Consider the following 17465-nt stretch of genomic DNA (forward strand, 5'->3'; position numbering starts at 1 on the left):
GTAGAGTGCGCATATGGCAGCAAAGATGCCGCCGCCGGGTTTCCGCGCCGCGCCGGAGTAGACCGTCGCTCTACTCGCCGGGCTTCTCCGCCATCATCAGGTAATTCACCCCGACATCCCGGCTGACCCGCCACCGCCCGGTCAGCGGCGCCATGCTCAGCCCGGCGATATCGGCAACCCGCAGCCCGGCGGCGCGCAGCTCCGCCCCCAGCTCGGCCGGGCGGACGAACATCCGCCAGTCATGGGTGCCGACCGGCAGCAGCCGCAACAGGTATTCGGCGCCGAGCTTGGCGGTCAGGAAGCTGCGCGGGGTGCGGTTGAGGGTCGAGAGGAACAGCGCCGCGCCGGGCTTCGCCAGCGCCGCGAGGGAGCGGCAGAAACCCGGGCGATCGGCCACATGCTCGATCACCTCCAGCGCCAGCACTGCATCGAAGCTGGCCCCCTCGGCCGCCAGCGCCTCCGGCATGCCTTCCCGGTAGGTGATCGCCAGACCGCCCGCGGCGGCATGGGCGCGGGCGGCCCCCAGCGCACTGCCGGCGGCGTCGAGCCCGGTGACGATGGCGCCGGCGCGTGCCAGCGCCTCGCTCGCCAGCCCGGCGCCGCAGCCGACATCCAGCACGCTGAGCCCGGCCAGCGGGGCCGCGCCCGCCGGGTCACGGCGGTGCCGCCGGGCCAGCCGGGCGATGATCCAGCCCATCCGGGCCGGGTTCATGGCATGCAGCGGGGCCATCGGCCCCTTGGGGTCCCACCAGCGTTCCGCCAGCCGGTCGAATTTGGCGATTTCCGCCGCCACGGCCGTGCCGCCGCCTGCTGTCATGGGTGCCGGTTCCTTTGCCCAGTGCCGCCAATGTTGCAGCGCGGGGGCCGCCCCGGTATCTGTGCGCGCCGCCGCGCGGACGCAACCGCGTGATCCGGTCCTGATACCGCACTCTTTTCCAGAAGCGCCCATGGCCCGCATCGTGATGAAATTCGGCGGCACCTCCGTCGCCGATCTCGACCGCATCCGCAACGTCGCCCGGCGCGTCAAACGGGAAGTCGAGGCGGGGAACGAGGTCGCCGTCGTCGTCTCGGCCATGTCCGGCGTCACCAACCAGCTGGTGAAATGGTGCCAGGAGCTGTCGCCGCTGCATGATGCGCGAGAATACGATACGGTGGTGGCGACCGGCGAGCAGGTGACCATCGGCCTGTTGGCCATTGCGCTGCAGGCCATCGGCGTCGATGCCCGGTCCTGGCAGGGCTGGCAGGTGCCGATCGTGACCGATGGCGCGCATGGCAAGGCACGGGTGGAACGGATCGACGGCAGCCGGCTGGTCGAGCGGATGCAATCCGGCCAGGTCCCGGTCGTTGCCGGCTTCCAGGGCATCGAGCCGGAGCGCAACCGGGTGACGACCCTCGGCCGCGGCGGGTCGGACCTCTCGGCCGTCGCCATCGCCGCGGCGGTGAAGGCCGACCGTTGCGACATCTACACCGATGTCGACGGCATCTACACCACCGACCCCCGGATCGTGCCGCGCGCCCGCAAGCTGGAGCGGATCAGCTACGAGGAAATGCTGGAACTCGCCTCGGTGGGTGCCAAGGTGTTGCAGACCCGTTCGGTCGAGCTGGCGATGAAGCAGCGGGTCCGGGTGCAGGTGCTTTCCAGTTTCGAGGACAAGCCAGGCTCCCTGGTGGTGGATGAGGACGAGATCGTGGAACAGCCCATCGTAAGCGGCATCGCCTATTCGCGGGACGATGCGAAGGTGACGCTGCGGCGGGTGCCGGACCGGCCGGGCATCGCCGCCGGGGTCTTCGGCGCCCTGTCGAAGGCCAATGTCAACGTCGACATGATCGTGCAGAACATCGGGGCCGACGGCACCACCGACATGACCTTCACCGTGGGCAAGGCCGACCTCGCCCGGGCCCAGGCGACGCTCGATGCCGCCCGGCCGGAGCTGGGCTTCGAGACGTTGCTGGCCGACCCCGAGGTGGCCAAGATCAGCGTTGTCGGCGTCGGAATGCGCAGCCATGCCGGTGTCGCCAACACCATGTTCCGGGCGCTGGCCGAGAAGGGGATCAACATCCAGGTCATCTCGACCAGCGAGATCAAGGTCAGCGTGCTGGTCGGCGCCGAATACACCGAGCTGGCGGTGCGCGCCCTGCACACCGCCTATGACCTCGACGGGCCGGCGGCCTGACGCGGATGGATGCCATCAACCCGGTCACGCCCGCCGGCACCGCCAATGCCCATGCCGCGCTCGAGCGGTTGATGGCGCGCGGCGCCGCCTTCTTCGGCAGCCGCTACGCCCTGATGGGCGGGGCGATGAGCTGGGTCAGCGAACGCCATCTGGTGGCGGCGCTGTCCAATGCCGGCGCCTTCGGCGTCATCGCCTGCGGCGCCATGGAGCCCGACCGGCTGGCCGAGGAGATCGCCGGCACCCAGGCGCTGACGGCGAAGCCCTTCGGCGTGAATCTCATCACCATGCATCCGCGGCTGGAGCAGCTGGTGGAAACCTGCCTCGCCGCCGGGGTGACCCATATCGTCTTCGCCGGCGGAATCCCGCCCGGCTCGGCCATCAAGCGGGCGAAGGAGGGCGGCGCCAAGGTGGTCTGCTTCGCCCCGGCGTTGGCGCTGGCGAAGAAGCTGGTCCGCAGCGGCGCCGATGCGCTGGTGATCGAGGGCTCCGAGGCCGGTGGGCATATCGGCCCGGTCAGCCTGAACGTACTGGCGCAGGAGATCCTGCCGGTGATGGCGCGGGAGGTGCCGGTCTTCGTCGCCGGCGGCATCGGCCGGGGGGAGGCGATCCTCTCCTATCTGGAAATGGGTGCCGCCGGCGCCCAGCTCGGCACCCGCTTCGTCTGCGCGACGGAATGCATCGCCCATCCGCGCTTCAAGCAGGCCTTCATCCGCGGCGCCGCCCGCGACGCGCTGCCGACGGTGCAGATCGATGCGCGCTTTCCGGTCATTCCGGTTCGGGCGCTGCAGAACGAGGGTACCAGGCACTTCATGGAGCACCAGGCCAAGGTGCTGGCCCGCTTCCAGGCCGGCACGGTGGACAAGGATGCGGCGCAGCTCGAGATCGAGCATTTCTGGGCCGGCGCCCTGCGCCGTGCGGTGATCGACGGCGATGTCGAGCAGGGCAGCCTGATGGCCGGCCAGTCGGTCGGCATGGTGCAGCGGGAGCAGCCGGCGGCCGAGATCATCGCCGAGCTGGTCGGCCAGGCTGCGGCGGCGCTTGCGGCCCGACCGGCGAGCTGAGGCCGCGCCGGCCGTCCCACAGGAGGTGCGTGCCGTAGCGTCTCTCGCTGGATGCGCGATTCGATTTGCCGTACTGCCCACCGCGGGTTACATCACGATGGCGTGCCCGACGACATGAAGCGCTTCCCCCGCACTGATCCGCCTGCCGGCGACGCCGCGCGGCTTGGTGAGGAATTGCGCGAGGCACGAATGGCGCTCGGCCTCGGCCTTGAGGATCTGGCGGCGTCGCTGCGGATCCGGCGGGTCTATCTCTCGGCGCTGGAGGAAGGGCGGGTGCAGGACCTGCCGGCACCGGCCTATGCCATCGGCTTCGTCCGCAGCTACGCCCGCGCCCTCGGCCTCGATGAGGACGACACGGTGCGGCGTTTCCGCGACAGCATCGGCCCGGTGGTGCCGCGCAAGACCGATCTGGTCTTCCCGGAACCGGTCCCGGATCGCGGGGTGCCGGCCGGGGCGGTGATGCTGGTCGGCGCGGTGCTGGCGGTCGGTGCCTATGCCGTCTGGTATAATTGGTCGGGCAACGGCGACCGCACCGTGGATGCAGTGCCGCCGCCACCGCCGCAGATCGAGCGGGCGGCGCGCGAGGCCAGCCCGCCGCCTGCGCCGCCGCCGCCAGTGGTCTTGCCCGTGCCGGCCCCGGCCCCCCCGGACCCGCCGGCCGACAGCGGCCCACCAGCGGCCACCACACCGGTGCCGCCAGCCCCGGCCGCATTGCCGTCGCCCGCGCCGCCGGCCAGGCCGGAGGAGGGCAGGGTGCTGCTGCGCGCCAAGGCCGATACCTGGCTGCAGGTGCGTGACCGCCAGACCGGTGCGGTGCTGCTTAACCGCGTGCTGCGTCCGGGCGAGAGCTGGGCGGTGCCGCCGCGCGAGGGGCTGACGCTCAGCACCGGCAATGCCGGTGGGCTGGAAATCCTGGTGGATGGCGAGCTCACCCCGGGACTGGGCGCGGCTCAGTCGGTGCGCCGCGATCTGCCGCTTGACCCGGTGAAGCTCAAATCCGGCCGGCCGCCAGCGTCCGCCAGCGGGCCGCGGCCGGTCCAATAGCCCGGCCGCCTGTCGCGGCGCTTTGGCAATCGGCCCGGCGCTGCCATATTCCGCCCGAACGCCACGGGAAGCCCCGCATGAGCTATCGTCCGTACCAGCAGATCGCCCGCCGCAAGTCCCGCCAGATCCGGGTCGGCAAGGTGCTCGTCGGCGGCGACGCGCCGATCACTGTGCAGACCATGACCAACACCCCGACCGAGGATGCAGCGGCGACCATCGCCCAGATCCGCCGGGCCGAGGTGGCGGGGGTGGATATCGTCCGCGTCTCCTGCCCGACGCCGGAGAGCACCGCCGCGCTGCACGAGATCGTGCGCGAGGTGAACGTGCCGATCGTGGCCGACATCCATTTCCACTACCGCCGCGCCATTGAGGCGGCGAAGGCGGGGGCCGCCTGCCTGCGGATCAACCCAGGCAACATCGGCAGCGCCGAGCGGGTGAAGGAGGTGGTGAAGGCGGCCCGCGACCATGGCTGTTCCATCCGCATCGGGGTCAATGGCGGGTCGCTGGAGAAGCACCTGCTGGAGAAATACGGCGAACCGAACCCGGAAGCGCTGGTCGAGAGCGCACTGTGGCACGCCGCCCACCTGCAGGACAACGACTTCCACGAGTTCAAGATCAGCGTGAAGGCGAGCGACGTCTTCCTCGCCGTCGCCGCCTACCAGCAGCTCGCCGAGGTGTGCGACCACCCGCTGCACATCGGCATCACCGAGGCGGGTGGCCGGCGTACCGGCACGGTGAAGAGCGCGATCGGCCTTGGCAGCCTGCTCTGGGCCGGCATCGGCGACACGTTGCGGGTCTCGCTCTCCGCCGAGCCGGAAGAGGAGGTGCATGTCGGCTGGGAGATGCTGAAGTCGCTCGGCATCCGCCACCGCGGGGTGAAGATCATCTCCTGCCCCTCCTGCGCCCGGCAGGGTTTCGACGTCATCAGGACCGTCTCGACCCTGGAGGACCGGCTGGCGCATATCGAGACGCCGATCACCCTGTCGATCATCGGCTGCGTGGTGAACGGGCCGGGCGAGGCGTTGATGACCGACATCGGCCTGACCGGCGGCGGCGCCGGCCGGCACATGATCTATGCCTCGGGCAAGACCGACCACACCATCGACGAGGCGGCGATGATCGACCACCTGGTGGAGCTGGTGGAAACCCGGGTGGCGCAGATCCAGGCGGCCGAGGCGGCGGCGAAGGCCGCCCAGCCGGCGGCCCAGGCGGCCGAGTAGGCGATGAACGGGCTCGGGGTCTCGGCGCTGCTGATCGCCATGCTGCGGCCGGCGCCGGCTCCCTCCGGCCCGCCCGGCGGCGCGCTGCTGCGGCTCGGGCTGATGCTGGCCGTGCAATTGATGTTCTTTCTGGTGCCGACGCTCGTCGTTGCCTTCCCGCAGGCTTTTCGTTGATGGATATCGCTCGTGGCCCAACTGCAACCCGCCCGCGGCACGCATGACCTGATCGGCGAGGAGCATCGCCGGCACCTTCATGTCATCGAGACCGCGCGCCGCATCGCCACCCTTTACGGCTTCGAGGAGTGGTCGACGCCGATCTTCGAGGACACCCGTGTCTTCTCCCGCGGCCTTGGCGACACCTCCGACGTCGTCTCCAAGGAGATGTACAGCTTCGAGGACCGCGGCGGCGACAGCATCACCCTGCGGCCGGAGAACACCGCCGGCGTCTGCCGCGCCTTGGTCAGCAACGGGCTGACCCAGGGTGGGCTGCCGCGCAAGGTGTTCTACGCCGGGCCGATGTTCCGCTACGAACGGCCGCAGAAGGGCCGCTACCGGCAATTCCACCAGATCGGCATCGAGGTGCTGGGCGCGCCGGAGCCGCTGGCGGATGCCGAGGTGATCGCCTGCGGCTGGCAGATCCAGCAGGAGCTCGGCATCGACGAGGGCACGGTGCTGGAGATCAACACCCTGGGCGACGCCGCCAGCCGCGACGCCTATCGCGCTGCGCTGGTCGGCTATTTCGCCGCGCATCGCGACGCGCTCTCGGCCGACAGCCAGGCGCGGCTGGAGAAGAACCCGCTGCGCATCCTCGACAGCAAGGATGCGAAGGACCGCGCCATCGTCGCCGACGCGCCGACCATCCATGACCACCTGACGAAGGAGGCCGCGGCGTTCTACGCCGCGGTGAAGCGCTACCTGGAAGCCTTCGGCGTGCCGTTCCGGGAGAACCCGCGCATCGTCCGCGGCCTGGACTACTACAGCCACACCGCCTTCGAATTCGTCACCGACCGGCTGGGCGCCCAGGGCACGGTGATGGGCGGCGGCCGCTACAACGGGCTGGTCGAGGAGATGGGGGGGCCACCCACACCTTCGGTCGGCTGGGCCGCCGGGGTGGAGCGGCTGTCGCTGCTGCTGGAGGCGGCGGAACTGACCCCGCCGGCACCGCGCCCCGTGGCGGTGATCCCGGTCGGCGGCGAGGCGGCCGAGGCGGCGGCGATCCTGATGTTGCGGGAGCTGCGCGACCGCGGCGTGGTCGCCGAGATCGCCTACCGCGGCAACACCAAGCGGCGGATGGAGCGCGCCAACCGGATCGGCGCCGGCGCCGCGGTGATCATCGGCGAGGATGAGATCGCCGAGGACATGGCGGTGGTCCGCAACCTGGATGCCGGCACCCAGCAACGCGTGGCGCTGGCCGATGTCGTGCGGGCGCTGGCCGAGACCGGCGTGGTCGAGAGCGCGGTGCAGGCGCTGATGCAGGACCTGCTCGACAGCGAGTTCGAGGAGGATGAGATCGACGACCTTGATCTCGACGATGATGACGAAGACGACGCCGGGGAGCCCGAACGGCGGTGAGCATCGACGATAAGCTGGACCGCGTCCTGACCCGCTCGGAGGAGCTGAAGCACCTGCTGGCGACCGCCGAGGGCGGCCAATTCGGCGCCCTGTCGAAGGAGCTGTCGGAGCTTGAGCCGCTGGTCGAGAAGGTGGAAGCGCTGCGCGCCGCCGAGCGCGCCCGCGACGAGGCCGAGGCGATGCTGGCCGACCCCGAGCTGCGCGAGCTGGCCGAGGTGGAATACCTGGCGCAGAAGGATGCTGTGCCACGGCTGGAGCGCGAGGTGCGCCTCATGCTGCTGCCAAAGGACAGCGCCGATGAGCGCAGCGCCATCCTGGAGATCCGCCCCGCCGCGGGCGGCGACGAGGCGGCGCTCTTTGCCGCCGAGCTGTTCCGGGCCTACCAGCGCTACGCCGAGGGCCGGCGCTGGAAATTCAACGTCATGGACTATGACGAGGGCGAGCTGGGCGGGGTGAAGGGCGCGGTCGCCGAGATCGAGGGCCGCGGCGTTTTCGCCCGGCTGAAATACGAAAGCGGCGTCCACCGGGTGCAGCGCGTGCCGGCGACCGAAACCCAGGGACGCATCCACACCTCCACCGTCACTGTCGCGGTGCTGCCGGAGGCCGAGGAGGTGGATGTGCAGATCAACGAGAGCGACCTGCGCATCGACACCTACCGCGCCAGCGGGGCCGGCGGCCAGCATGTGAACAAGACCGACAGCGCGGTCCGGATCACCCACATTCCGACCAACACGGTGGTGGCGATGCAGGAGGAGCGTAGCCAGCACAAGAACCGCGCCAAGGCGATGAAGGTGTTGCGCGCCCGCATTTATGAGGCGCAGCGCAGCCGCCTGGCTGGCGCCCGCGCCGCCGACCGCAAGTCCCAGGTCGGCACCGGCGACCGCAGCGAGCGGATCCGCACCTACAACTTCCCGCAAGGGCGCGTCACCGACCACCGCATCGGCCTGACTCTGCACAAGATCGACCGCGTCATGCTCGGCGAGCTCGACGAGCTGATCGATGCGCTGACCCAGGAGGATGAGGCGGCGCGGCTGGCGGCGGAGCAGGATTGAGCAGCGCCGCCACCCGGGCCTGCGCCGATCCCGCCGGCACGGTCGGCTTCTTCCTGTGCCGCGCCGGGCAGCATCTGCGCGCTGCGGCGATCGAGACCCCGCGGCTGGAGGCACGGCTGCTGCTGGCCCATGCCATGGGCTGCCGGCAGGAGGCGCTGCTGCGTGACCCGCGCGCCGCGGTGCCGGCGGAGGCCGCGGCCCGGTTCGGCGATCTGCTGCGCCGCCGGCTGGCGCGTGAGCCGGTCGCCCTGCTGCTCGGCACCCAGGAATTCTGGTCGCTGCCCTTCGCCGTCTCGCCGGCGACGCTGATCCCCCGGGCCGATTCGGAATCGCTGATCGAGGCGGCGCTGGAGGCTTTCCCGGATCGCGCCGCGGTGCGCCGGGTGCTCGACCTCGGCACCGGCACCGGCTGCCTGCTGCTGGCGGCGTTGAGCGAATTCCCCGGGGCCACCGGCATCGGCATCGACCGCGTGCCGGCAGCGGCGGCCCTGGCGCGGGAGAATGCCAGGCGACTCGGCCTGGCGGACCGCGCCGCCTTCCTCGCCAGCGATTGGGCAGGGTCGATCAAGGCCCGGTTCGATCTGGTGCTGTGCAATCCGCCCTATATCGAAACCTACGACATTGCCGGGCTGATGCCGGAGGTGGCGCGGTATGAGCCGGTCTCGGCGCTGGATGGCGGGGCGGACGGGCTGGCCGCCTATCGCCATGTGGTGGCCGCGCTTCCCGAACTGCTGGCGCCGGGCGGCCAGGCGGTGCTGGAACTCGGCCAGGGGCAGCGGGCGGCGGTCGAGGTTCTGGCGCGCGCCGTGGGTCTTGAACCACGTGGCCACCGAGCCGATCTTGGTGGTGTGGAGCGGGCGCTACGGATTGGCTGATGCCCGGGCTGCTGGGGCCAACGAAAAAACCGTTTGGCGGCTTGGCGTCCAGGGGTTAGCTTGCAAGCGGCCAGTGCGGGCGGATGGGCAGGACCTGTCGCCAGGACGCGCGGGCTTCGCTCAACGGCCGGATCAGGATACCGCGGTAGCGCGGGCCTGGCAGGCCACGGCGCCTTGGACGAGATCGACCGCCATTGCCGACCGTGCCCGGAGTTCTCCGGCGCGACCGGGGCGGCCTAGCTGCGAGACGGCAGACATAGCACCGATGAACATGAAACGCATACGCGGCCGCAATCACCGGCATGGTGGCGGCGGCGGGGGTGGTGGTGGCGGCGGACAATACCGCAGCGCCGCTTCCGGCGGCAGCCACCAGCCGATGAACCGCAACCATGTCTTCGACTCCAACGGTCCGGACATGCGGCTGCGCGGCACGGCACAGCAGCTTTTCGAAAAGTACCTTCAGCTCGGCCGCGACGCGACCGGCGCTGGCGACCGGGTGATGGCCGAGAGCTATTTCCAGCATGCGGAGCATTATTTCCGCATCCTCAACGCCATGAGCCAGGCCCAGCAGCAGCGCGAAGGCGGCCCGCCGCCGCAGCAGCAGCGGCGTTTCCAGAACGGCCCCGAGCAGAGTGTCGAGACCGAGAGCGGTGAGCAGCCGGAGCTGAACGGCCAAGCCAATGGCCACGCGCCCGAGGCCGATGCCGAGCCGGAGGCTTTGGCGCCGGAGCAGCGCGAGCAGCTCTGACCGCTATCGGTCGCTGCCTTACGCCTTCGCCACCACGGCCGTGTCGGCATTGACAGGGCCGCGCCGCCGGTCGCAAGCTTCCCCTTGTTCCAAGGGGGGCCCTGCATCGGGCTGAGATACGGCAACCGCGCCGTGACCCTTCGAACCTGATCCGGGTCATGCCGGCGTAGGGAACGGAACCACAGGGGTCACGCGGCCGTCGCGTGCCCACCCGCGCGCGTCACGCCACCCGGATCTCCCGAATGAGGAGGTCCAGAATGCCCGATACGCTACCCCCCGAAATCCTCCAGGTGACGACCGGCCCCCTGCCGGCCTCACGCAAGGTCCATGTCGCCGGCAGGCTGCATCCCGGCCTGCGCGTGGCGATGCGCGAGATCGACGTCTCGCCCTCGGCGCAGGAGCCGCCGCTGCGCGTCTACGACCCCTCCGGCCCCTATACCGACCCCGAGCATCGCGCGGATATCCGCCGCGGCCTGCCGGCGCTGCGCCAGCCCTGGATCCTTGGCCGCGGCGATGTCGCCGCCTATGCCGGGCGCGACCCGCAGCCGGAGGACGACGGGCTGAAGCCGGGCGAGGCGCGGCGTGTGCCGCAGTTCGACCGCGGGGCGCGGCAGCCGCTGCGGGCCAGGCCGGGCGCGGCGCCGACCCAGCTCGCCTATGCCCGCGCCGGCATCATCACGCCGGAGATGGAATATGTCGCGATCCGGGAGAACCTCGGCCGCGATGCGGCGCGGGAGGCGCTGGCGCGCGATGGCGAATCCTTCGGCGCGGCGATCCCCGACCATGTGACGCCGGAATTCGTGCGCGACGAGGTCGCCCGCGGCCGCGCCATCATCCCGGTCAACGTCAACCACCCGGAAGTTGAGCCGATGGCGATCGGCCGGAATTTCCTGGTGAAGATCAACGCCAACATCGGCAACAGCGCTGTCGCCTCCTCCGTCGCGCAGGAGGTGGACAAGCTGGTCTGGGCGATCCGCTGGGGCGCCGATACGGTGATGGACCTCAGCACCGGGCGGAACATCCATACCACCCGCGAATGGATCATCCGCAACAGCCCGGTGCCGATCGGCACGGTGCCGATCTACCAGGCGTTGGAGAAGGTGGGCGGCCGCGCCGAGGAACTGAGTTGGGAGATCTACCGCGACACGCTGATCGAACAGGCCGAGCAGGGGGTGGATTACTTCACCATCCATGCCGGCGTCCGCCTCGCCTATATCCCGCTGACGGCGAAGCGCGTCACCGGCATCGTCTCGCGCGGCGGTTCGATCATGGCCAAGTGGTGCCTGTCGCACCACAAGGAGAACTTCCTCTACGAGCGGTTCGACGAGATCTGCGAGATCATGCGGGCCTATGACGTCAGCTTCTCGCTTGGCGACGGCCTGCGCCCCGGCTCGATCGCCGATGCCAATGACGCCGCGCAATTCGCCGAGCTGGAGACGCTGGGCGAGCTGACGCAGATCGCCTGGAAGCGCGACGTCCAGGTGATGATCGAAGGGCCTGGGCATGTTCCCATGCACAAGATCAAGGAGAACATGGACAAGCAGCTGGAAGTCTGCGGCGAGGCGCCCTTCTACACCCTCGGCCCGCTCACCACCGATATCGCGCCAGGCTACGACCACATCACGTCAGGCATCGGCGCGGCGATGATCGGCTGGTTCGGCTGCGCCATGCTCTGCTACGTCACGCCGAAGGAGCACCTTGGCCTGCCGGACCGGGACGACGTGAAGACCGGCGTCATCACCTACAAGATCGCCGCCCATGCCGCCGACCTGGCGAAGGGGCATCCCGCGGCGAAGCTGCGCGATGATGCGCTGTCCCGTGCCCGCTTCGAATTCCGCTGGCGCGACCAGTTCAACCTGAGCCTGGACCCGGAGACGGCGGAACGCTTCCACGACCAGACCCTGCCGGCCGAGGGCGCCAAGCTGGCGCATTTCTGCTCCATGTGCGGGCCGAAATTCTGCTCCATGAAGATCAGCCAGGAGGTCCGCGCCGCGGCGCAGAAGGGCATGGAGGAGATGGCCACACGCTTCCGCAACGATGGCGGGGAAATCTACGCGGCCCCCCAGCCGGCGGCGGAGTAGGGGGCAGGCTACTTCGGAGTGAATGCCGATACCGGACGCGTCCGGGCCTTCCGCGGCTTTGCCGCGGAAGGCGTGCCGCAGCGCTGATCGGGAGAGATCATCGGGGCGCCGCAAAGCCGCTTCGCGGGGAGTTCCTAATGCAGCTCCCCCTCCAGCGGCTCCAGCGCATCGCCCACCGCGATGCGCCCGCCCTCGATCACCTCGGCATAGACTCCGAGGTCGGCATGGCCGAAATGCTCGCGCAGCGACTGCGGCGGTTTGGCGTCGCGCACCGCGGTTTCCGGATTCACCTCGGTCGCGGCGCAGCGGATGATGCGCTTGAACACTTTCAACCGCGCCCCGCCGAGCTGGATCTCCTGCCCGAGCCAGTCGAACTCGCTCCAGGGCCGGCTGCCCGAGACATAGACGTTCGCGCGGAACCGCAGCGGATCCAGCCGCTGGCCGATGGCCCGCTCCAATGCATGCAGGCTCGATAGGCCGATGATGGAGACGCATTTCACCGCGACATCGGTGAAATGGTGCCCCGGCGCCTCGACGAAGCGAGGGGTGCCACGGGCTTCCTCACCCAGATAGGCGGCCAGGAAGCCGGCGATCTCGGCGCGCCCCGCCTCGGTCCGGGTGTCGCCCAGCATGGGCGGGCCTTCGGGCGGGCGGATCGCCAGCTGGCCGGATTTCGGGTCGAAGGCGGTGTGCAGCAGCGCCAGCCGCTCATTGACCATCAGACAGCCGAAATGCCGTTTCTGCAGCCAGGTCGGTGCGGCCGGATCAAAGGGCGCGTCGCCCTGAGCCAGGGCGAAGCGGCGGTCATGCGGCAGGCAGGCGCCGGGGGTCAGCGTCACTTCCTCCAGCGCCTCGGCGGTCAGGCCCTTTACCGGATAGCGGTAGATGTTCTCGACGCGCATCGAAATGACTTCCTTCCCGGCCTCTTGAACTAACGCGAAGCGAATTACCACATCCCCTGCTGAACTGGCGTCGCCCGTTGCCTCTGAAGGGACGGAAGGCGCCTGTCGCCTCAGATCGAGGGACCTGACCATGGATATTGAGAAATTCACTGACCGCGCCAAGGGCTTCCTCCAGGCGGCCCAGACCATAGCGATCCGCGAGTACCACCAACGGATCACCCCGGAACACCTCCTGAAGGCACTGCTTGACGATGAGCAGGGCGCTGCGGCCGGGTTGATCCGCGCCGCCGGCGGCGATGCCGCGCGGGCGAAGCAGGCGGTGGACGCCGAGATCGGCCGGCAGCCGAAGGTCTCCGGCGGCGGGGCCGGCCAGCCGCAGATCACCCCGGATCTGGTCCGGGTGTTGGATGCGGCGCAGCAGCAGGCACAGAAGGCCGGCGATGAATATGTCGCCCAGGATCGGCTGCTGGTGGCGCTGGCCGCCAGCGACAGCGGAGCGGCGCGCATCCTGAAATCCGCCGGTGCCGATGCGCAGCGGCTGGAGGGGGCGGTCGCCGACCTCCGCAAGGGCCGCAAGGTGGACAGCCAGAACGCCGAGCAGAGCTTCGACGCGCTGAAGAAATACGCCCGCGACATCACCGAGGCGGCGCGCGAGGGCAAGCTAGACCCGGTGATCGGCCGCGACGAGGAGATCCGCCGCACCATCCAGGTGCTGGCCCGCCGCACCAAGAACAACCCGGTGCTGATCGGCGAGCCCGGCGTCGGCAAGACCGCCATCGTCGAGGGGCTGGCGCTGCGCATTATCAAGGGCGACGTGCCGGAGGCGCTGAAGGACAAGCGCGTCATGGCACTCGACCTCGGTGCCATGGTCGCCGGCGCGAAATACCGCGGCGAGTTCGAGGAACGGCTGAAGGGTGTGCTGCAGGAGGTCGAGCAGGCCGCCGGCGAGATCATCCTCTTCATCGACGAGATGCACACGCTGGTCGGCGCCGGCAAGGCGGATGGCGCGATGGACGCCTCCAACCTGCTGAAGCCGGCGCTGGCGCGCGGCGAGCTGCATTGCATCGGCGCGACGACGCTCGACGAGTACCGCAAGCATGTCGAGAAGGACGCGGCGCTGGCGCGACGCTTCCAGCCGGTCTTCGTCGGTGAGCCGAGCGTCGAGGACACCATCAGCATCCTCCGCGGCATCAAGGAGAAATACGAGCTGCACCACGGCGTGCGCATCACCGATGGTGCGCTGGTGGCCGCGGCGACGCTCTCCAACCGCTACATCACCGACCGCTTCCTGCCGGACAAGGCGATCGATTTGGTGGATGAGGCGGCGTCCCGCCTGCGCATGCAGGTGGACAGCAAGCCGGAGGAGCTGGATGCGATCGACCGTGACCTCATGCGCCTCCGCATCGAGCGCGAAGCGCTGAAGAAGGAGGATGACCCGGCTTCCCGCGACCGGCTGGTCAGGCTGGAGAAGGAACTTGCGGACCTCGAGGAGCGGTCGCGCGAGATGACATCCCGCTGGGAGGCGGAGAAGGGCAAGGTCGTCGCCACCCAAAAGGCCAAGGAGGAACTGGACAAGGCCCGCACCGAGCTGGAGCTGGCGGAGCGCCGAGGCGACTACGCCCGGGCCGGCGAGCTGAAGTACGGCGTCATCCCCGGCCTCGAGAAGCAGATCGCTGCCACCGGTGACGGCGATGCGCGGCTGGTGAACGAGGCGGTGACCGAGGAGGGCATCGCCGCCGTCGTCTCCCGCTGGACCGGAATTCCGGTCGAGAAGATGCTGGAGGGCGAGCGGGCCAAGCTGCTGCGGATGGAGGACCAGCTGCGCCGCCGCGTGGTCGGCCAGGAGGAGGCGCTGGAGGCGGTCAGCAAGGCGGTGCGGCGGGCCCGCGCCGGGCTGCAGGACCCGAACCGGCCGATCGGCAGCTTCCTGTTCCTCGGGCCCACTGGTGTCGGCAAGACCGAGCTGGTGAAGGCGCTGGCCGGCTTCCTGTTCGACGACGAGCGGGCGATGACGCGCATCGATATGTCGGAATACATGGAGAAGCACGCCGTCTCCCGGCTGATCGGCGCCCCGCCCGGTTATGTCGGCTATGACGAGGGCGGCGCGCTGACCGAGGCGATCCGTCGCCGGCCCTATCAAGTTATCTTGTTCGACGAGGTGGAGAAGGCGCATGAGGACGTCTTCAACGTGCTGCTGCAGGTGCTCGACGACGGGCGGCTGACGGATGGCCAGGGGCGGACGGTCGATTTCCGCAACACCATCATCGTGCTGACCAGCAACCTCGGCAGCCAGGCGATCGCCGAACTGCCGGAGGCCGCCGACATCGAGGCGGCGCGGCCAGCGGTGATGCGGGCGGTGCGGGACCGGTTCCGGCCGGAATTCCTCAACCGGCTGGACGAGATCGTGCTGTTCCGGCGGCTGGCCCGCAGCGACATGGCGGCGATCGTCGATATCCAGCTGGCTGGGCTGCGGCGCCTGCTTGAGGACCGCAAGATCACCATCACGCTGGACGAGAAGGCGCGGGAATGGCTGGCGGAGGCTGGCTACGATCCCAGCTACGGCGCCCGGCCGCTGAAGCGGGTGATCCAGCGCAGCTTGCAGGACCGGCTCGCCAGCCGGCTGCTGGAAGGCAGCATCCACGATGGCGAGACGGTGACAGTGACCGCCGGGCCCGACGGGCTGGAACTGCAGCAGGTGCCGCTCGCGGCGGCGGCCTGAGGCAAGGCGGAAAGGGCGGTGGCGCTACGGCGCCATCGCCACTTCCTGCATCGGTGCCAACTGGACCAGCTGGCTATCGAGCATCCGGCGGGTGGCCTGGAAGGCCTCCAGTTGCTGGCCTTCCAGTCGTGAGGCCGGCATGGCCTGAACGGCGGCGGGATCGACCAGCCGGCCGGCTTCGCTGATCTCAAAATGCAGATGCGGGCCGGTCGCCAGTCCGGTGGACCCGACCTTGCCGATGACCTCGCCCTGTCGTACCCGCGTGCCCGGCTTCAGCCCGCGCATCGTGCTGGACAGGTGAGCGTAGCGGGTCTCGGTGCCGCCGGCATGGCTGAGCCGGATGGTGCGGCCGTAGCCGCCGGCGAAGCCGACATACTCCACCGTGCCATCGGCCGCGGCGAAGACCGGCGTGCCGCGTGGCGCGGCGAAGTCGATCCCCTGGTGCATGCGGGTGAAGCCGAGCACCGGATGCGACCGCATGCCGAAGCCGGAGGTGACCTCGGCGCCGTCCAGCGGCGTGCGGAGGAAGGCACGGCGGAGGCTGCGGCCCTGGGCGTCGAACCATTCGGGGCCGGTCGGGGTTTCGTGGCGCCAGAGTGACAGGCGGCGGCCCGCCAGATGGAATTCGGCATAGAGTGCCCGGCCATCACGCAACAGCCGACCATCGGCGGTGCGGAAGCGTTCGAACAGGATGCTGAAGCGATCCTGCGGGCTGAACTCGCGCTGGAAATCGACATCTTGGGCCAGGGTGCGCACCAACTCGCGCGCCACCGGGTCGGGCAGGCCGGCGGCGCGGAGGTCCTCGAAGACCACACCGCGGATGCTGCCGCGGGCGAGCACCAGGCGGCGGTGCTGCTCCGGCTGCGCCTCATCCGCGCGCCAGCCGGTCGGGGTGCGAATGACGGTGATGATGCGGCCCGGCTGCGGCTCCACCGCCAGCCCAAGCAGGCGGTCGGCTTGGCGATCCTCCCGGAGGGTCAGCGCCAGGCCGGGTTGCAGACGGCGAGCGGGCAGGTAGGGCGTAAGGGCGGAGATGGCCGGGCTGGCATCGGCAGTCTCAACGCCGGCACGAGCGAGGAGCTGGGCAAGGGACACTTCACGCCCCGCGACCACGGTACGGGTGGTGATGGCCGACTGGTCGAGACCGGCAAACTGCTGAAATGCGCTGGGCGGTGGGTTGGATTGGGCTGGAGCGGGAGCCGGGGCAGCGACGGAAAGGCAGAAAAAGGCGAGCCAATGCCCAGGGCATTGCAGGCGTTGCGGCATGGAATGCCCCTCCCAGGGCTGAAATATGGCGAAACCTTTCTAAGAAAAATAAGATAAGTCAACGGGTTGACATGTGCAGTTTCGAGACGAGGTGAGGAGTCCGCGGAGGAGAATGAAAAACCCGTTTGACAGCTTCCGGGTCTGGGCCTAGAACCCGCCTCACCAAGACGGCGGCGGGGTTGACTGGTTGGCCTGGATGGGTCAAACTCCTTGCCCCGCTGACGAGGCGGTAGTCGCTGAGTGAGGTTTTCCGGTGTGTCCCTTTCGCAAGGGAGGGCGGCGGGAAGGCGTTGCGAGGCGGTTTTCCATCTGGCCTTGGCTGGATGGGGTGTTCCTTGAAAACTGCATCAGGTTTTGGAAGCGCGTTCAGTGATGGATGTGTTTCGAGTGGGGTACCGATGATGGTGCCTGGCTTGAGGGCTTCTGCTTATCTGTCTTGAGTGACGGAGGGGTGGGATGCGCGGGCGGCGCTGCTGCGGGCTTTGGCCTTGCGGAGGGTGTTGCTTGCGGGCCTTAAGTCTGGCGGCCGTTGATGGGCTTGGCTTGGGATGCATTGGTTTTCGGGTTTTGGGTGAGATTGGCGGGTTGGTCTGCTGGGGCCCTGCGAGGGGTCGATGGCGGATGGATGAACCTGAGAGTTTGATCCTGGCTCAGAGCGAACGCTGGCGGCATGCTTAACACATGCAAGTCGCACGCCCTGCAAGGGGAGTGGCGGACGGGTGAGTAACGCGTAGGAATATGTCCAGAGGTG

General features: G+C 69.4%; 14 protein-coding genes, 1 rRNA gene and 1 riboswitch. Of the genes, 12 read left to right on the forward strand and 3 right to left on the reverse strand.

The features are described 5' to 3' along the window. Window positions 1–70 precede the first annotated feature (70 nt). Window positions 71–817: a bifunctional 2-polyprenyl-6-hydroxyphenol methylase/3-demethylubiquinol 3-O-methyltransferase UbiG gene (ubiG, locus tag H7965_RS19210; RefSeq protein WP_186772202.1), complete on the reverse strand. Its 747-nt coding sequence runs from the start codon at window positions 815–817 to the stop codon at window positions 71–73. A gap of 130 nt (window positions 818–947) precedes the next feature. Between ubiG and H7965_RS19215 the strand changes: the two genes are divergently transcribed. From H7965_RS19215 to thiC, 10 genes are all read left to right on the forward strand, one after another. Continuing rightward, on the forward strand, window positions 948–2174 hold the full coding sequence (locus H7965_RS19215) for an aspartate kinase (RefSeq protein WP_186772203.1): 1227 nt from the start codon (window positions 948–950) through the stop codon (window positions 2172–2174). A 5-nt stretch (window positions 2175–2179) separates the two neighbouring features. Then, a complete protein-coding gene (locus tag H7965_RS19220; protein ID WP_186772204.1) occupies window positions 2180–3235 on the forward strand; it encodes an NAD(P)H-dependent flavin oxidoreductase in 1056 nt (351 codons plus the stop codon). A gap of 102 nt (window positions 3236–3337) precedes the next feature. Next, window positions 3338–4279, forward strand: coding sequence for a helix-turn-helix domain-containing protein (locus H7965_RS19225; protein WP_186772205.1), 942 nt, complete (start codon window positions 3338–3340; stop codon window positions 4277–4279). 77 nt (window positions 4280–4356) lie between these two features. Further along, window positions 4357–5499 carry a flavodoxin-dependent (E)-4-hydroxy-3-methylbut-2-enyl-diphosphate synthase gene (ispG, locus tag H7965_RS19230; protein ID WP_186772206.1) on the forward strand — a complete coding sequence of 381 codons (1143 nt, stop codon included), beginning with the start codon at window positions 4357–4359 and terminating at the stop codon, window positions 5497–5499. Window positions 5500–5502: 3 nt separating this feature from the next. After that, complete coding sequence (locus tag H7965_RS19235; RefSeq protein ID WP_186772207.1) at window positions 5503–5673, forward strand: hypothetical protein; 171 nt, start codon at window positions 5503–5505, stop codon at window positions 5671–5673. A 12-nt stretch (window positions 5674–5685) separates the two neighbouring features. Next, window positions 5686–7071: a histidine--tRNA ligase gene (gene hisS / locus H7965_RS19240; protein ID WP_186772208.1), complete on the forward strand. Its 1386-nt coding sequence runs from the start codon at window positions 5686–5688 to the stop codon at window positions 7069–7071. Further along, a complete protein-coding gene (gene prfA, locus H7965_RS19245; protein WP_186772209.1) occupies window positions 7068–8123 on the forward strand; it encodes a peptide chain release factor 1 in 1056 nt (351 codons plus the stop codon). Before hisS ends, prfA begins: the two co-directional genes overlap by 4 nt. Then, on the forward strand, window positions 8120–8998 hold the full coding sequence (gene prmC, locus H7965_RS19250) for a peptide chain release factor N(5)-glutamine methyltransferase (protein ID WP_186772210.1): 879 nt from the start codon (window positions 8120–8122) through the stop codon (window positions 8996–8998). The genes prfA and prmC overlap by 4 nt, the downstream gene beginning before the upstream one ends. A gap of 271 nt (window positions 8999–9269) precedes the next feature. Beyond that, a complete protein-coding gene (locus H7965_RS31095) occupies window positions 9270–9746 on the forward strand; it encodes a DUF4167 domain-containing protein (RefSeq protein WP_390624580.1) in 477 nt (158 codons plus the stop codon). Window positions 9747–9828: 82 nt separating this feature from the next. Continuing rightward, window positions 9829–9937: riboswitch (TPP riboswitch) on the forward strand. A gap of 66 nt (window positions 9938–10003) precedes the next feature. Further along, a complete protein-coding gene (thiC, locus tag H7965_RS19260) occupies window positions 10004–11827 on the forward strand; it encodes a phosphomethylpyrimidine synthase ThiC (protein WP_186772211.1) in 1824 nt (607 codons plus the stop codon). Between the two features lie 134 nt (window positions 11828–11961). Here the strand turns inward: thiC and H7965_RS19265 are convergent, their stop codons facing one another. After that, window positions 11962–12729 (reverse strand): MOSC domain-containing protein, encoded by a 768-nt coding sequence (locus H7965_RS19265; RefSeq protein WP_186772212.1) that lies wholly within the window; start codon window positions 12727–12729, stop codon window positions 11962–11964. 130 nt (window positions 12730–12859) lie between these two features. Here H7965_RS19265 and clpB point away from each other — a divergent pair, with 130 nt between their 5' ends. Then, window positions 12860–15448: an ATP-dependent chaperone ClpB gene (clpB, locus tag H7965_RS19270; RefSeq protein WP_186772213.1), complete on the forward strand. Its 2589-nt coding sequence runs from the start codon at window positions 12860–12862 to the stop codon at window positions 15446–15448. Window positions 15449–15472: 24 nt separating this feature from the next. On the opposite strand, the gene H7965_RS19275 is transcribed toward clpB, so the two are convergent. Continuing rightward, complete coding sequence (locus H7965_RS19275; RefSeq protein ID WP_186772214.1) at window positions 15473–16714, reverse strand: M23 family metallopeptidase; 1242 nt, start codon at window positions 16712–16714, stop codon at window positions 15473–15475. 627 nt (window positions 16715–17341) lie between these two features. Here H7965_RS19275 and H7965_RS19280 point away from each other — a divergent pair. Then, window positions 17342–17465 (forward strand): 16S ribosomal RNA (locus tag H7965_RS19280); the annotation flags it as partial.

This window comes from Siccirubricoccus deserti (assembly GCF_014283215.1).
GTDB lineage: Bacteria > Pseudomonadota > Alphaproteobacteria > Acetobacterales > Acetobacteraceae > Siccirubricoccus > Siccirubricoccus deserti.

Excerpts from the sequence above, each read along its gene's own strand:
- ubiG (WP_186772202.1), bottom strand. The coding sequence starts at position 817 with ATGACAGCAGGCGGCGGCACGGCCGTGGCGGCGGAAATCGCCAAATTC.
- H7965_RS19215 (WP_186772203.1), top strand. The coding sequence starts at position 948 with ATGGCCCGCATCGTGATGAAATTCGGCGGCACCTCCGTCGCCGATCTC.
- H7965_RS19220 (WP_186772204.1), top strand. The coding sequence starts at position 2,180 with ATGGATGCCATCAACCCGGTCACGCCCGCCGGCACCGCCAATGCCCAT.
- ispG (WP_186772206.1), top strand. The coding sequence starts at position 4,357 with ATGAGCTATCGTCCGTACCAGCAGATCGCCCGCCGCAAGTCCCGCCAG.
- H7965_RS19235 (WP_186772207.1), top strand. The coding sequence starts at position 5,503 with ATGAACGGGCTCGGGGTCTCGGCGCTGCTGATCGCCATGCTGCGGCCG.
- H7965_RS31095 (WP_390624580.1), top strand. The coding sequence starts at position 9,270 with ATGAAACGCATACGCGGCCGCAATCACCGGCATGGTGGCGGCGGCGGG.
- thiC (WP_186772211.1), top strand. The coding sequence starts at position 10,004 with ATGCCCGATACGCTACCCCCCGAAATCCTCCAGGTGACGACCGGCCCC.
- H7965_RS19265 (WP_186772212.1), bottom strand. The coding sequence starts at position 12,729 with ATGCGCGTCGAGAACATCTACCGCTATCCGGTAAAGGGCCTGACCGCC.
- clpB (WP_186772213.1), top strand. The coding sequence starts at position 12,860 with ATGGATATTGAGAAATTCACTGACCGCGCCAAGGGCTTCCTCCAGGCG.
- H7965_RS19275 (WP_186772214.1), bottom strand. The coding sequence starts at position 16,714 with ATGCCGCAACGCCTGCAATGCCCTGGGCATTGGCTCGCCTTTTTCTGC.